Origin of the sequence: Mogibacterium sp. CM50 (assembly GCF_000293155.1) — a bacterium.
In the GTDB taxonomy this organism is placed as follows: domain Bacteria; phylum Bacillota; class Clostridia; order Peptostreptococcales; family Anaerovoracaceae; genus Mogibacterium; species Mogibacterium timidum.
The window spans coordinates 35,037-49,559 of record NZ_ALNL01000012.1 but is presented as its reverse complement, the minus strand read 5'-3'; the positions used below and the strand labels follow the sequence as shown (position 1 = coordinate 49,559).

14 protein-coding genes are annotated in these 14,523 nt (G+C 46.8%); all 14 read left to right on the top strand.

Features of this window, described 5'->3' with window-relative positions; all coding sequences use genetic code 11:
• Positions 1-41: 41 nt before the first annotated feature.
• The 14 genes from HMPREF1152_RS01485 to HMPREF1152_RS01420 all read left to right on the top strand — a co-directional run bounded on the left by HMPREF1152_RS01485 (position 42) and on the right by HMPREF1152_RS01420 (position 14,448).
• Positions 42-272 (top strand): hypothetical protein, encoded by a 231-nt coding sequence (locus tag HMPREF1152_RS01485; protein ID WP_009643492.1) that lies wholly within the window; start codon positions 42-44, stop codon positions 270-272.
• Positions 253-567 (top strand): heavy metal-binding domain-containing protein, encoded by a 315-nt coding sequence (locus HMPREF1152_RS01480; RefSeq protein WP_009643424.1) that lies wholly within the window; start codon positions 253-255, stop codon positions 565-567. Before HMPREF1152_RS01485 ends, HMPREF1152_RS01480 begins: the two co-directional genes overlap by 20 nt.
• A gap of 159 nt (positions 568-726) precedes the next feature.
• The gene (locus HMPREF1152_RS01475; RefSeq protein ID WP_009643516.1) at positions 727-1,380 is read left to right on the top strand and encodes a SanA/YdcF family protein; all 654 of its coding nucleotides are present in this window, start codon (positions 727-729) and stop codon (positions 1,378-1,380) included.
• Between the two features lie 205 nt (positions 1,381-1,585).
• Entirely contained in the window at positions 1,586-2,128 is a 543-nt protein-coding gene (locus HMPREF1152_RS01470; protein ID WP_009643370.1) for a glutathione peroxidase, read from the top strand.
• Between the two features lie 439 nt (positions 2,129-2,567).
• Entirely contained in the window at positions 2,568-3,935 is a 1,368-nt protein-coding gene (locus HMPREF1152_RS01465) for an MATE family efflux transporter (RefSeq protein ID WP_009643454.1), read from the top strand.
• Between the two features lie 19 nt (positions 3,936-3,954).
• A complete protein-coding gene (locus tag HMPREF1152_RS01460) occupies positions 3,955-4,560 on the top strand; it encodes a 5-formyltetrahydrofolate cyclo-ligase (RefSeq protein WP_009643358.1) in 606 nt (201 codons plus the stop codon).
• Positions 4,561-4,714: 154 nt separating this feature from the next.
• Entirely contained in the window at positions 4,715-5,803 is a 1,089-nt protein-coding gene (gene trpS / locus HMPREF1152_RS01455; RefSeq protein WP_009643434.1) for a tryptophan--tRNA ligase, read from the top strand.
• Positions 5,804-5,987: 184 nt separating this feature from the next.
• Positions 5,988-6,467 carry a Panacea domain-containing protein gene (locus HMPREF1152_RS01450; RefSeq protein WP_009643345.1) on the top strand — a complete coding sequence of 160 codons (480 nt, stop codon included), beginning with the start codon at positions 5,988-5,990 and terminating at the stop codon, positions 6,465-6,467.
• On the top strand, positions 6,457-7,269 hold the full coding sequence (locus HMPREF1152_RS01445) for a hypothetical protein (protein ID WP_009643456.1): 813 nt from the start codon (positions 6,457-6,459) through the stop codon (positions 7,267-7,269). The genes HMPREF1152_RS01450 and HMPREF1152_RS01445 overlap by 11 nt, the downstream gene beginning before the upstream one ends.
• Before the next feature lie 199 nt (positions 7,270-7,468).
• Positions 7,469-8,305: a 4Fe-4S binding protein gene (locus tag HMPREF1152_RS01440; RefSeq protein WP_009643359.1), complete on the top strand. Its 837-nt coding sequence runs from the start codon at positions 7,469-7,471 to the stop codon at positions 8,303-8,305.
• 387 nt (positions 8,306-8,692) lie between these two features.
• A complete protein-coding gene (locus HMPREF1152_RS01435; RefSeq protein WP_009643427.1) occupies positions 8,693-9,940 on the top strand; it encodes a dicarboxylate/amino acid:cation symporter in 1,248 nt (415 codons plus the stop codon).
• A 331-nt stretch (positions 9,941-10,271) separates the two neighbouring features.
• The gene (locus tag HMPREF1152_RS01430) at positions 10,272-11,978 is read left to right on the top strand and encodes a histidine kinase (protein ID WP_009643448.1); all 1,707 of its coding nucleotides are present in this window, start codon (positions 10,272-10,274) and stop codon (positions 11,976-11,978) included.
• The gene (locus HMPREF1152_RS01425; RefSeq protein ID WP_050992590.1) at positions 11,959-12,741 is read left to right on the top strand and encodes a LytR/AlgR family response regulator transcription factor; all 783 of its coding nucleotides are present in this window, start codon (positions 11,959-11,961) and stop codon (positions 12,739-12,741) included. Before HMPREF1152_RS01430 ends, HMPREF1152_RS01425 begins: the two co-directional genes overlap by 20 nt.
• A 318-nt stretch (positions 12,742-13,059) precedes the next feature.
• Positions 13,060-14,448 (top strand): hypothetical protein, encoded by a 1,389-nt coding sequence (locus HMPREF1152_RS01420; protein WP_009643362.1) that lies wholly within the window; start codon positions 13,060-13,062, stop codon positions 14,446-14,448.
• Positions 14,449-14,523: the final 75 nt, after the last annotated feature.

Genomic DNA, 14,523 nt, shown 5'->3' with positions numbered 1-14,523 from the left:
GCTCGGGTATTCGCGGGTATTTAAGAGAAGAGATTATTTAGATGAAGAATAAGATCGGCAGTATATTGGTAGCAGTTGTAATCATTGGAATTGTGATTGGAACAATTCTGGCATATTTTGTAGGATTTACCTTCATTCCGGGGTTACCATTGGGAGCGAGAATAATTGCGGCGCTTATCTGTGCCGGGTTTGTATATGGGGTGCTGCACATCTTGATTGAGAGAATCCGCGAGATTCAGAAGGGAGAAGACGATGATCTTAGTAACTACTAATGAAATTGCAGGCAGAAAGCTTGAGACTGTCGGCTTGGTTAAAGGTAGCACAATTCAGACTGTTAATGCTATCAGAGACATCGGGGCGGGGTTTAAGACTCTTGTCGGCGGTGAGCTCGTTAAGTATAACGAGATGATGAACAACGCCAGAGCGCTGGCAACCAAGAGAATGGTTGAAGAGGCCGAGTCTGTAGGTGCGGACGCTATCGTGGCGATTCGTTACTCGTCTGCATCGGTAATGCAGAACGCTGCAGAGGTTATGGCTTACGGCACAGCTGTAAAATTCCTCGACTAATTTGATGATGTCGCACGCCGTGAGCAGTGCGATAAATGAATAACCGGGCTCCATCAGAGTTGCGCCACCGTGATATTTGCGGCTCGCTATGGAGCTCGGTTTTGCTTTTTTTACATTAATTCCTTGCGTACGACACGAACGAGGAATATCATATTAACTATGCTTAAGATTTTTAAATTCATAATTAAGTTAATATTGTTGCTCGTCCTGGTGATAGTCGGGATAAATCTTTTCGTAAAATTTGGCGGCGAGAGATACCTCCGGACACCGGATCAGGTGTCAAGCGAACCTCGTGACTGTATCATTGTGCTGGGAGCCGGCGTGTACGGAAACGGCAAGCCAACCAAGATTCTGCAGGATCGTCTGGATCGAGGTATTGAACTGTATAAGGCCGGAGCCGCGCCCAAGCTGCTGCTCTCCGGCGACAATGGCAAGGCAAATTACGATGAGGTCAAGGTTATGCGTAATTACTGCTTAGAACACGGGGTCTCGGCTGAGGACATTTTTCTCGACCATGCAGGCTTTTCGACCTACGAATCGATGTATCGTGCGCGTGCTGTATTTGGTGTGAATTCGGCCGTAATCGTCACCCAACACTACCACGAGGGGCGTTCATTATACACGGCCAGAAGACTTGGTATAGAAGCGGTTGGAGTCAGCGCAGTTGAGAAGGATTATCCCGGGGATGAGCGTAGAGCTGTCAGAGAATTTCTGTCCAGAGAGAAGGCTTTTGTGCAGTGTCTGCTCAAGACTAAGCCGACATTCCTCGGAGACAAGATAGACATCAAGGGTGATGGGCGAGTCACCTGGTAAGGGATGATTTTACTGCACGAATCTCGGGGAAGTGACCGCATTCGACAAGTATTTATATAAGTGCAATTTAAATCGTTGACAAAACAATTTGATGCAATATAATTGTATATGCAAGAGCTGCAGAGAACGGAGCTAAGGGGTTGGAGTGCAGCGTATGCTGCGGATATGCCGGGCACCTTGCAGCATAACCGAGGAGGAAAGGGATATGAGTTTTTACGATTACACGGTTCCGGCAGCTGATGGCAGCGAAATCTCGATGAAGGCTTACGAGGGTAAGGTAGTGCTGGTTGTCAACACAGCGACAGGATGTGGATTTACGCCACAGTATGAGCCAATCGAAGATATGTATGAAAAATACCATGATCGGGGATTGGAGGTGCTCGATATTCCTTGCAACCAGTTCGCAGGACAGGCGCCGGGTTCCGACGATGAGATTCACGAGTTCTGCACGCTTCACTACAACACGAAGTTCCCTCAGATGAAGAAGTCGGATGTTAATGGCGAGAATCAGCTGGAGCTGTATAGATTCCTCAAGCAGGAGCAAGGCTTTCAGGGGCTCGGTAAAGGGCTCAAAGCAACCGGACTTTCACTAGTCGTTAAGAAAATGGACAAGGATTACAAGAATAATCCCGATATCAAGTGGAATTTCACCAAGTTTGTGGTTGATAGAAACGGCAACGTCGTTGCCAGGTTCGAACCGACTGCCAAGATGGAGGAAGTGGAGAAGTGCGTAGCTTCTCTCATGTAAATTTGTTGTTCCAAGCCTTCGGGCTGTGACATCCTTAATAATAAATATACTGCAATGGAAAAAGCGTGGCTTGTGCCGCGTTTTTTCTGTGCGAGTATTCCGGCGAGACTCAGTGTATGGGTATCCATGGGTGTTGGATGTGCGCTGAATGATAGATGCCGTTCGATAACACTGTTTCGACAGCTCCATTCCATATAGAGCATAATTGCGAGTACAATGCTTGCGTACTGTCTGCAGTTTGTCGTGCATGGTGCGTAAAAGGTGAGAAAACATACATGAAATATACGTAAATAGTGCAAAAGCCGATCGCTTTCGTGCAGTTGACACTGGAAAAATCAAAGCACAAGATGGTATAATGACTAAGAAGATTGAATGGTGCTTGGGGGAGGCTGTCATTCAGTCATTTTTGTTTATATAAAAGCTTTACACAGGGGGAATGATGGGTAAAGAGACAGATACAATAGATACAAAGGAAAACATACTGGGGACCGCAGCCATACCGCCGCTGATCATCAAGCTATCGGTGCCGCTGATGGTGTCGATGTTCGTGCAGTCACTGTACAATATCGTCGACAGCATATTTGTGGCGCAGATTGACGAGGATGCGTTGACTGCTGTTTCGCTATGCTTTCCTATCCAGTCGATGATGATTGCGTTTGGTATAGGCACAGCGGTTGGTATGAGTGCTCTCATGTCGCGTTACCTCGGAGCCAAGAGCTTCGGTAAGGTAAATGCGACAGCCGAAAACGGTATCTTCCTTTGCTTTGTGACGTATGTGCTGTTCATAATCGTGGGATTTTTTGCTAAACCGTTTATGGCGATGCAGACCGGCAACCAGAAGATTATTGACTACGGGGAGACATACCTGAGTATCGTTTGCTGGCTGTCTATCATGGTATTCCTGCAGATTACTATCGAGAGACTCCTGCAGAGCACAGGCAAGACCATCTACATCTTTATCACTCAGAGCACAGGTGCAGTTATCAACATCATCATGGATCCGATTCTGATATTCGGGCTGCTCGGGGCCCCTAAGATGGGTATCGCCGGAGCAGCTGTTGCGACAGTGTTTGGACAGACGGTCGGTGCTTTGTTGGGGGTATACTTCAATCTTACCAAGAACCGTGAGGTGCGCATCAGCTTCAAGCGTTTCAGACCGGGATGGAAAACTATCAAGGAGATATACGCAATTGGAATTCCGTCGATTATCATGCAATCAGTCGGTTCGGTCATGGTATTCGGTCTCAATCAGATACTGGTAGCGTTTACAACCACAGCGGTTGCGGCCTTTGGAGCTTACTTCAAGCTGCAGAGCTTCATCTTCATGCCTGTCTTCGGCATGAACAACGGTATAGTGCCTATCATCGCTTACAACTACGGTGCGCGCAACCGAAAGCGGATGGAGCAGGCTATGAAGCTGGCTGCCATATATGGAGTAGTCATAATGTCAATCGGGCTGATAATATTCTGGGTAATTCCGAACGTGCTGCTGGGTTTCTTCGCAGCTTCTCCTGAGCTGCTCAAGATCGGAACTGTCGAGCTGAGAGTGCTGTCGCTGGCATTCCCGCTGGCGGGATATTCGATTATGCGAGGAGGCGTATTCCAGGCTCTCGGCAAGAGTGTATACAGTATGAATATTTCAATTGTGAGACAGCTAGTCGTGCTGCTTCCGGCTGCATATCTGCTGTCCAGGTTAGGCAACATCGACATCGTATGGTGGTCGTTTGTTATCGCCGAGTTCGTCGGACTTGCGATGTCGATTATATATACCAAAATGATCAAGAAGGATATTATCAGCAAACTGTAATAGGAGAAAAGGAGCTGCAGTGGACACAGATAGAAACCCGACGAGCGCGGAGATACAACAGAATAAAAGGGCTCTCAGGGCGAGGTGCAGGGAGATTGTCAAAGGGCTGTCTTCTGAATATATAGAAGAAGCGAGCAGGCGCATCGCCGAGCGGGTGACGGCATCTCCGGCTTACAAGACGGCAGGGACTATATTTTGCTACATGTCCATGGCCGGCGAACCGATTACGGATGCTATTATAGATAAAGCACTTGCTGAAGGAAAGCGTGTCGGTATCCCACTCTGCATCGGTCCTCATGAGATGGTTGTCAAGGAATACAAGCTGGGGGATGAGCTCACAAGAGGAGCATTTGGCATCAGAGAACCGTTGCCGGAGGCTAAGGAGATAACCTCAGACGAGTTCGATCTCGCTATTGTTCCATGTGTGGCATGTGCCGAGGACGGGAGGAGAATCGGACACGGGGCAGGATACTATGATAGATTCCTCAGAGCGGCAGGCTTCATCAAGCTGGCCATCTGTTTTGAGAAGCTGCTTGCAGACGACATACCGCTTGAGGATACGGACATATACATGGACGGAGTTGCCACCGAAGATGCTATCTATGGGACGCGATGGCGCGGCTAACTGATACCGCAGTGTGTTAATCGCAGCGCACAAACAGCAGAAAGCAGTTCTAAGCCGAATGTTGTGGTGCTGACCGCTACACTTTATATATTAGATATGTCAGGCGCAAGATCCGGGATCCAATATAAGCATTTAGAAAATAAGAGGTAATAACATGGCTAAAGATAAAATCGTATTGACCGGTGACAGACCCACCGGCAGGCTTCATATCGGACATTACGTGGGTTCTCTCAGACAGAGACTCATCCTGCAGGAAGACCCGAGCATCGACAAGATGTTCATCATGATTGCAGATGCGCAGGCGCTGACTGACAATGCGGATAATCCTGAGAAGGTGCGCGAGAGCGTACTGCAGGTTACGATGGATTATCTGTCAATCGGAATCGATCCGGACCGCACAACTATATTTATCCAGTCTAAGATCCCGGCGCTGCACGAGATGACGATGTACTACATGAACCTTGTCACAGTCGCCAGAGTTCAGCGTAATCCAACTGTCAAGAACGAGATCAAGATGCGCGGATTTGAGGCCAATCTGCCGGTCGGATTCTTTACATATCCTATCAGTCAGGCTTCGGATATCACGGCGTTTATGGGTACTATCGTTCCGGTTGGCGAGGATCAGGAACCGATGATCGAGCAGTGCCGCGAGATTGTCCGCAAGTTCAACGCTACGTACGGCGAAGTGCTTGTCGAGCCGGAGATATATCTGCCGTACAACAAGGCTTGTCTGAGACTGCCGGGAACGGATGGACAAGCCAAGATGAGCAAGTCGCTCGGCAACACTATCTACCTCTCCGACAGCGAGGAGGAGCTCAGGACCAAGGTTATGAGCATGTACACGGATCCTAACCACATCAGGATCGAGGATCCCGGCCAGGTCGAGGGCAACACTGTATTCACATATCTGGATGCGTTAGTGCAACCCGATTCTTTCGAGAAATACCTGCCTGAGTACAAGAATCTCGATGAGCTCAAGTCACACTACAGGCGCGGCGGACTCGGTGATGTAAAGGTCAAGAAGTTCCTGCTCAAGGTGCTTAATGAATTCCTCGTGCCGATCCGCGAGAGGCGCGCATACTACGAGGAGCATCCAGAGGTTGTTGTAGACGTATTACGCAAGGGTACAGAGAAGGCCAATGCAGAGGCAGAACAGACATTGGACAAGATGAAGAAGGCTATGCAGATCGACTACTTTAATCAGTGGGCAGAGGATTATAATTTAGACAAAGTGGATATGTGAATGTCTTTGTCATTGTTGGGCACTGCAAAATACCTCTTCTTATGTTGTAATGCTAAATATGGCAAAGAGCATATAAAAGTAAAAAGCGACGTAATTTGTAATAATAAGGACTTAAATGATTGAGATTTTGCATGTTTGAAATATTATAGCGTGCTATAATATTTGTACTTAAGGAGGAGAGGGTATGTATCGAGTTCTTGATGTATGCAGATTTGTAATAAATTACAGTAATGAAAAAGACTATGGGGTTTCTAATTTAAAACTTCAGAAATTGCTTTATTTTATTCAAGTGTATTTTTTGGTAAAAGGGAAGAAACCTTGTTTCATAGAAAAAATAGAAGCTTGGGATTTTGGCCCTGTTGTACCTGTGGCATATCATGAATTTAAACAATATGGAAGCACAGATATACCACCTGTAAACAAATTTCGTTATGTTGATGAGGAAGCTACTTGGGATAGTATTGTACACGAGTATGATGATAATCATATTGACGACGACGACAAAAAATTGATTAAGTTAGTCGTAGATAAACTTTCAGGGTATTCGGCTACGGATTTGGTCAAAATTACACATCTACAGGCACCTTGGAAGAATGCCTATGTTCCATATAAAAATAATGATATTACAATTGAGGCAATGAGGTCATATTTCAATGAGGAATGATAGTTTAGAGGTTGATTTATTAAAAACCGATGATGATACATTCAGTCACGAAGGACAAAATCCATCGCAATATAAAAATACGAAAAAAATGTTGCGTTCACTGTGTAAGTTATTAAGCGCAGATTCTGTTAGTTTTCAACCTAAAGATTTGGTTGACATAATAGATGAATATATTAAATCTAGTGATAAATTGGATAGAATACTTTATTCAGAGATTAGCAGTCACTTTTTTGGCTTAGAATCAAAGATGCGTGGACGATTTTTGACCAACATTGAAGATGCGCTCATGTATGTTCTTGAGGCAAACAACGTGGTTAACGATGACACAATGAAAATTATCGTGAAAATGTACGATCATACACAACTAGCGTCACATCAAATAGAAAATGTCAATAATATATTTGAAGATAGCATTGATGATGCAAAAGAAAAATTACATGCCGAAACCAAAGGTATTGAAAGGGAATATGTAACGATCTTAGGAATATTTGCAGCAATCGTTCTAGCGTTTGTTGGCGGGATAACGTTTACAACATCTGTATTGAATAACATAAATAAGATGAGTATATTTAGGTTGCTCATAACAATAGATGCAATCGGAGTGGTGCTTATTAACACAATATTCTTATTAATGTATTTTATTTACCGTTTAAATGATAAAGAAATAAAGACTGAAAAACAGCATATCAAACGCATCAATTGTGCCTTCTTTATAATGGCAGTAATCATAACGATATGTTGGTTGCTGAATCTTGATGGGTTTAAAGAATATCTGAGTCATTTCCTAAAATGGGGCGTTTAAAAGCAAGATGCTGTATTAATCGGCACAGGTTGGTGTGACCTGTGCTTTTCATTTTATCTTCACAAAAATGCACACTAATTAAACATTCTATTTTATTCCTCGTGGTAAAATTCATTTATATTTGAGGAAGGATATCTCATAGACTGCATTCATATACGAATTATGAGCGGAATTAGATACAGCTGTGTGAGATTCAAACATGATTAAAAACGTTGTAGGCATGTATTTTAGTCCATCCGGCGAGACGGCTAAGATCACCAAGAAGATTACAATAGAAATAACTGACAATATGCGGGACAGCTGTCTGGATGATCTGGGCTATTCGTTCTACGATATGCTGGAGCTGACCAAGCATCCCGGCATCAGCCCTTCGATAGACTGCAGCGAGGAGACCATAGTTATCATGGGAATGCCGGTCATGTCGGGCAGAATCCCGGAGATTTGCAAGGAGATGCTTGCCAAGGTCAACGGCAATGGAGCGTACATGATTGCGCTGGTGGCATATGGCAACAACAGCTATGGTGACGCGCTATACGAACTGTATACCTATGCGGGCGAGCAGGGCTTCAACGTGATAAGTGCGGCTGCGTTTATCGCTCAGCACTCGATGTTCCCCAAGATTGCGGAGCACAGGCCGGATGAGAATGACATCAAGAAGATGCTTGAATTCAGCAGGATTAGCGCCAAGAAGCTCAAGCGCTTCGTATGTACTGATATAGATTCGATGCGAGGGAGACTGGCACCGCTGGCAATCTCGGGCTCTATGCCTAAGCGCAAGCCTGTTAGCCTGCCCATCCATCCGACTGCGAACTCGATGTGCATAGATTGCGGTACCTGCGCAGAGGTGTGTCCGGTCGGCGCCATAGATTCCAAGAATCTCAGAAAGTCGGATCCTAAGAAATGCATTTCGTGCACGGCATGCATCAAGGCTTGTCCTCAGGATGCGAGAGGCTTCTACGGATCTCTTGCCAAGGCGACACGTATCGCCAGGGAGAAGCTGCACTTTAAGCGTAAGGATCCGGAGTGGTTTATTTAGGAATATTAGAGCACACGCAGCAGATAGCGTATGCAGCAAAGGAAACACAAACGTGAACGCGAGCCGACATATCCGACATAGCTGATACATAACAGCTGTGCAGTTTGGATAGATATGCAGATAACATGGGAGAATATCGGGAGTGGTTCGACGCGATGGGCACGGAGAACGCACATCGCGGCAGCTACGCAGATAACATGGGGAAATGCCGGGAGAGTACGAGCTCTCCCGATTTTATTTTGCTGAGAATTCACATCGAGTACTGTTCAAACGGGCAAATCCACTGTTTAAGCAAAATATGTTGATTAGATGAACGTCACAGGTAAAATAAGGCTTAAATAAAGTATTGGGATATTCAAAATTTATATGTTATACGGGGTATTCAAAATGGAGACTAAGAAGAGATTCAAGATTTCACTTACTACCCAGATCCTGATTGCGACCGTTGCAGGTATTGTATTCGGATCTCTCGTAGGACCTTGGGCGGCAAATCTGGCATTCATCGGAAACATCTTCCTGAGATTGATCCAGATGTCTGTTGTATTGCTTGTAATGACAGCGGTTGCCGGCGCAGTAGGAAGCGGAGACGGTCAGGATGTCGGCAAGATGGGATTCCACACCTTCAAATGGATTATTATCTTCACGATTATATCTGCAGGACTCGGAGTTATACTCTCGATGGTCATGAAACCGGGTGTCGGAATAGACATCTCGCAGGCTGCGGGAGTTGCAAAACAGTCGGTGAAGTCAGCTTCGCTGCAGGATACTATCCTCAACTTCGTACCTACCAATGTGGTGCAGTCGATGGCTGAGGGAGCGATGGTTCCGTGTATAGTATTTGCGCTGTTCTTTGGTGTAGCGATGGGATCTTACGCCAGACAGAGCGGTAACAGAACCGTAGTTGATTGGATTAACGGAATAAACGGAACGATCACCGCAATCATCAAGATCGTAATGAAGGTCGCTCCAATCGGTATTTTCTGCCTGCTTGCAAATGTTGCAGGCTCTACAGGCTTCAAGGTGATCATTCCGATGCTCAAGTTCTTGCTGCTGCTGCTTATCGGAGATGTTATTCAGTTCTTGCTGTATACACCGCTTACCGGCTTCCTTACCAAGACCAGGTTGAGCAGGATGCCTAAGAAGTTTGCCAAGATGTCCATCATGGCTGTTACGACGACTTCCGGTGCTATCTGCCTGCCGACTAAGATCGAGGACGAGGTTACGAAGTTCGGCGTTAGCCGTAAGGTTGCTGATTTTACCGGGCCTATAACGATGGCGATGAACAGCTGCGGAGCAGCTCAGTGTTACGTGGCTGCTATCTTCTTTATGGCACAGTCGTTGCACATCAACCTGAGTGCATACCAGATGGGAATGGCTATTCTCCTGTCTTGTCTGATGTGCCTCGGAACAATTTCCGTACCCGGGGGTTCGGTAATCGTATACACATTCCTTGCAAGCTCGCTGGGACTTCCGCTCGAGAGCATCGCTATTCTCATCGGGATCGACTGGTTCGCCGGAATGTTCCGTACATTGATGAACGTAGACGTAGACGTAATGGTTGGAATGCTCGTTGCAAGCAAGCTTGGTGAGCTGGACCACGACGTATTCGACGACAAGAAGGTCGTAACATACTAAGAGATACTCTGATTCAGAATATCATACATACTCAAAAGACCCGCCGGCATTTGCCGGTGGGTCTTTTGGGGTTCAATCTATCTTTCTATCTTTACGGGCTGTCGGTTTGAGCATAAATATTCTGACCTTCCTTGTATCAGCTTGTTAGGGCGTTTCAGTTTTATGAATAACCTTGAAACGGTCTCCGGATTAGTGTATCTTGACATGCTCAAGTAAATTTACTATATTAACTTAAAAGCGTATCCCTTACAAATAGGGGGATACGCCTACTAATCCGCCACAGAAGACTAATTTACAGAAAAGGTTTCATACGCCCAAAAAGGGGGCTGAAATGCTGACTGGGGAACTTGCCGATCATCTGATCATCAACCTTGCCGCATTAATAATAATTGCTAACCTGCTTTCGCATATTCACGTGTTCCGGAAGACCATACTGCAGGAACACAGAAGCGTGAAGCAGGATTTTGTGTTGTCTCTGGTATTCGTAGCGCTCATCGTCGGCTCGACATCGCTTGAGGTGAATATGGGGCTCTACGGATTTAACACCAGGATGATAGGCGCGATGTCGGCAGGTCTGTTGGGAGGTCCGCTTGTCGGCTTTTTTGCCTCTATGCTCGGCGGCCTCTACGTGCTGCTGACGGCATCACCGGCTGTGCTTGCCCATTCCGAGGCGTTCTCAACAGTCTGCTTCGGTTTGCTCGGAGCAGGCTTCTATCCATACTTTCAGCGTGGTAAGTGGAAATATCGCGATCTCATACTGCTGGCTGTCTTTGCCGAGCTGTTTGAGATATTCTCGCTACTCAGACTTACCGTATCCATGAAGGTAGCCATAGAGGCCATCATAGAGATGAGCATTCCGATGATGTTAATAAACGTAGTCGGTCTTATGGTATTCATCGCGAACTTCAACTATGTGTTCATACAGCAGGATGCCGAGACTACGCGTCAGCTGCAGCGCATCGGGACAGTGACAGGTGAGCTGATGGATTTATTTGAAAACGACAGGAGTTATGCGGATAACCTGTCGACATTTATAGACATACTGATGGATAACTTCGATTACAGCGGGGTGATGATTACCGACAGGAGTAAGATCCTGCACTGGCGCCATCCTGACATACGCTTGACCGTGGACGAGATGACGGAGCTGCCGCTGATAGCCGTGCATGCTATGAATTCGGGTCAGCTTGAGACGATGGAAACTCCACCTGAAGGGAGCGTTTGGGAAGCTGCTCTCAACGACAACTATTCGGCAGCAGTGCCGTTCGCGGTAAACGGACAGGTACGAGGCAGTCTCGTCGTGTGGGTGAAGCGCACGTGGTTCCAAAAGACCATTGAGCTGGAATTCATCCGGATAGTTCACAATCTGATACTGTTTCAGCTATCCAAGCGTGAGCTGAGCAAGCAGCTGGAGCTGACGTCGCAGGCAGAGCTCAAGGCGCTGCAGTTTCAAGTCAATCCGCATTTTCTGTTCAATGCGCTAAATACCATTTCCTTCGTATGTCGCGAGGATTCCGAGCGAGCGGTCAAGCTGCTGCGCGTACTGGCTTCGTATTTCAGGTATAGCCTGAAGCAGCGCAATTTCATGACGCCGTTGGCTGATGAAATTCAGCATGTGAAGGACTATCTCAGGATTGAGGAAGCGCGTTTTGAGGAGAAGCTGGATATCAGATTTTACGAGGATACAGAATCTGATATACCGGTGCCGATATTGATACTGCAGCCAATAATCGAGAATGCTGTCAGGTACGGAATATCAGCAGACGGGTATAGGCATGTAACAGTGAGGGTCAGCCGTCTTGAAGGCGGTGTAAGCGTCAGGATTCGCGATAGGGGGCCGGGAATTCCCGAGGCGGTACTGGCGGATATCGCAGCCGATAACGATATAGACGATCATATCGGGCTTACTAACGTAAATCGCAGGCTCAAAGCCATCTATGGCAATGAGGGTGGCCTGCAGATTACGAGTGATGGCGACGGTACGGTGATTGAGATTGATTTCTATGGGGAGCGACAAGATGAACAGGGAGACAGATAGTGTGATTAGCATTGCGATTGTAGATGACGAACGCCCGGCTAGAGAAGGCCTCCGCTATGAGCTTGAGAATATCCTGCCTGAGGCGCATATTGTATATGCTGATTCGGGAGTTGCGGCGGTTCGGCTGCTGACTGATACCGACATAGACCTGCTGTTTTTGGATATTAACCTCGGAGATGTGAAGAGCACAGCGCTTGTGCCGACCTTTCAAAGGCTGCAGCCTGATATGATGATATGTTTCGTCACGGCGTATTCCGATTATGCGGTGGAGGCCTTTCAGCTGGAGGTTGACGACTACATAATGAAGCCATTTGAGCCGGAACGCATCGAACGAATTGTGGCTAAGGTGCGAGAGCAATCAGCTCAGCGCAATGAGGGCGAGCCCGCGCAGATAGCAGAAGGGCTTGCGAAGGCAGGGGCTGAAGAAGAGCAGTCGATACGCAGGCTGCCGATCCACGGCAGGGACAGGACAATATATGTGGACATGGATAAAATTGTGTATATTGAAACCTACGAACGAGGCTGCAACGTGTATATGACCGGAAATAAATACTTTGATCCGGATTCAATTGGAATTATGGAGCGCAGGCTGCCGGACCTGTTTCGAATACACAAGAGTTATATGGTTAATCCGGTCAAGGTCAGCGAAGTGTTTCCGTGGGGTAAGAATAATTACTGTCTCAAGATGGAGGGCTATCCCGAAACCATTCTGCCAATCAGCAGAGATAAGGTGAAGCGGCTCAGAGAGATACTGGATAGGTAATATGCGAACCCCTCGCCGGGCTGTCGGCGAGGGGATTTTTTATGAGCTGGTTTGGCCGTGGTGACGACGGTCACTTGACATAATAAATATTGCATATTAATATACATGTATACAATTTAACGCAGATTAACGCAGGGCTATATATGACGGATAGTTTGACCGGAGATAAAGAGATAAGATCAAGAGACTCCGATTTTACGTAGAAACAAGTCTACAGTGCATAAACAAATTGTATATTAGATTTTAATTACCCCGGCAATACCGGGAGAGAGGAAACATCCAATATCATCTATGATAATCGGATTATGCGTGAAATAAATGAATGACATCAAGATCAACAAGCAATCAAATCTGCTGGAACAGGATCCATATAACTACCGGCTGCAGGATGTTGAAGAGCCTAACTTGATGCGTGAATTCTTCGAGTATACGGAGATTCCAAAGGTATCCTTCAACTTTAGAAGAAATCCATTGGGCATGCCTAAGGAGATATGGATTACAGACACGACATTTCGCGATGGTCAGCAGTCGCGCGAACCATACACAGTAGATCAGATAGTGGACATCTACAGGATGCTGTCAAGGCTGTCCGGACCAAACGGCAAGATTCGTCAGACGGAGTTCTTCGTCTATAGCGAGAGGGATAGACGGGCAATCGAGAAGTGCAGAGAGCTGGGTCTGGATTTTCCGGAGATAACAACGTGGATAAGGGCCAAGAAGGAGGACTTCAAGCTGGTTCACGATATCGGTGTCAAGGAGACCGGCATTTTGGTCAGCTGCTCGGACTACCACATCTTCACCAAGCTGGGCATGAACAGGAGACAGGCGATGGAGCACTATCTGTCGGTGATTTCGGATGCGTTTGAGGCAGGTGTTATGCCGCGCTGTCATCTCGAGGATATAACGAGGGCAGATTTCTACGGATTTGTAGTTCCATTTGTCAAGGCTATACAGGAGCTCGCGGAGCAGGCAAACATGTCGGTTAGGATTCGCGCATGCGACACCCTCGGTTATGGGATTCCTTACGGCGGCGTCGCTATGCCTCGCTCGGTTCCGGGCATCATTTACGGGTTGCAGCACTATGCCGGTGTTCCCAGTGAGATGATAGAGTGGCACGGTCACAATGATTTCTACAAAGCGGTTACAAATGCCGCTACCGCGTGGCTGTACGGGGCATCTGCGGTAAATACTACGCTTTTTGGCATAGGGGAAAGAACCGGGAATGTTCCGCTGGAGGCGATGGTCTTCGAATACGCGCAGCTGCGCGGCACGCTTGACGGCATGGATACGACGGTAATCACCGAGCTGGCGGAATACTACGAGAATATAATCGGATATAAGATTCCTGAGCAAACTCCGTTCGTCGGCAAGAATTTCAATGTCACCAAGGCGGGAATTCACGCAGACGGTTTGCTCAAGAATGAAGAGATATACAATATATTTGATACCAAGAAGTTCCTCAACAGACCGCCGCTGGTTTCGATTAACCAGAACAGCGGCGCTGCAGGCGTTGCGGTATGGCTGAATGAGAAGTATCACCTCGAGGGTGATCGCAGGGTTGATAAGCATAGCGAGGTTGTAAGCTACATCAAGAGATGGATTGATGACCAGTACAACAATGGCAGAGTATCGGTAATCGGAGCTGATGAGATCGACCACCTGGTTAATGAATACGTAAGCGGCGAGACTGACGGCAAGAACTGGTGATGGCGAGCGTATGACAGCTTGTGTCCGGCAATGAGATGCACAAGGGTACGTTGAATATCAAGCATAGAATATATA

Excerpts from the sequence above, each read along its gene's own strand:
- HMPREF1152_RS01425 (WP_050992590.1), top strand. The coding sequence starts at position 11,959 with ATGAACAGGGAGACAGATAGTGTGATTAGCATTGCGATTGTAGATGAC.
- HMPREF1152_RS01430 (WP_009643448.1), top strand. The coding sequence starts at position 10,272 with ATGCTGACTGGGGAACTTGCCGATCATCTGATCATCAACCTTGCCGCA.
- HMPREF1152_RS01475 (WP_009643516.1), top strand. The coding sequence starts at position 727 with ATGCTTAAGATTTTTAAATTCATAATTAAGTTAATATTGTTGCTCGTC.
- HMPREF1152_RS01445 (WP_009643456.1), top strand. The coding sequence starts at position 6,457 with ATGAGGAATGATAGTTTAGAGGTTGATTTATTAAAAACCGATGATGAT.
- trpS (WP_009643434.1), top strand. The coding sequence starts at position 4,715 with ATGGCTAAAGATAAAATCGTATTGACCGGTGACAGACCCACCGGCAGG.
- HMPREF1152_RS01440 (WP_009643359.1), top strand. The coding sequence starts at position 7,469 with ATGATTAAAAACGTTGTAGGCATGTATTTTAGTCCATCCGGCGAGACG.
- HMPREF1152_RS01470 (WP_009643370.1), top strand. The coding sequence starts at position 1,586 with ATGAGTTTTTACGATTACACGGTTCCGGCAGCTGATGGCAGCGAAATC.
- HMPREF1152_RS01465 (WP_009643454.1), top strand. The coding sequence starts at position 2,568 with ATGGGTAAAGAGACAGATACAATAGATACAAAGGAAAACATACTGGGG.
- HMPREF1152_RS01450 (WP_009643345.1), top strand. The coding sequence starts at position 5,988 with ATGTATCGAGTTCTTGATGTATGCAGATTTGTAATAAATTACAGTAAT.
- HMPREF1152_RS01480 (WP_009643424.1), top strand. The coding sequence starts at position 253 with ATGATCTTAGTAACTACTAATGAAATTGCAGGCAGAAAGCTTGAGACT.
- HMPREF1152_RS01420 (WP_009643362.1), top strand. The coding sequence starts at position 13,060 with ATGAATGACATCAAGATCAACAAGCAATCAAATCTGCTGGAACAGGAT.
- HMPREF1152_RS01485 (WP_009643492.1), top strand. The coding sequence starts at position 42 with ATGAAGAATAAGATCGGCAGTATATTGGTAGCAGTTGTAATCATTGGA.
- HMPREF1152_RS01435 (WP_009643427.1), top strand. The coding sequence starts at position 8,693 with ATGGAGACTAAGAAGAGATTCAAGATTTCACTTACTACCCAGATCCTG.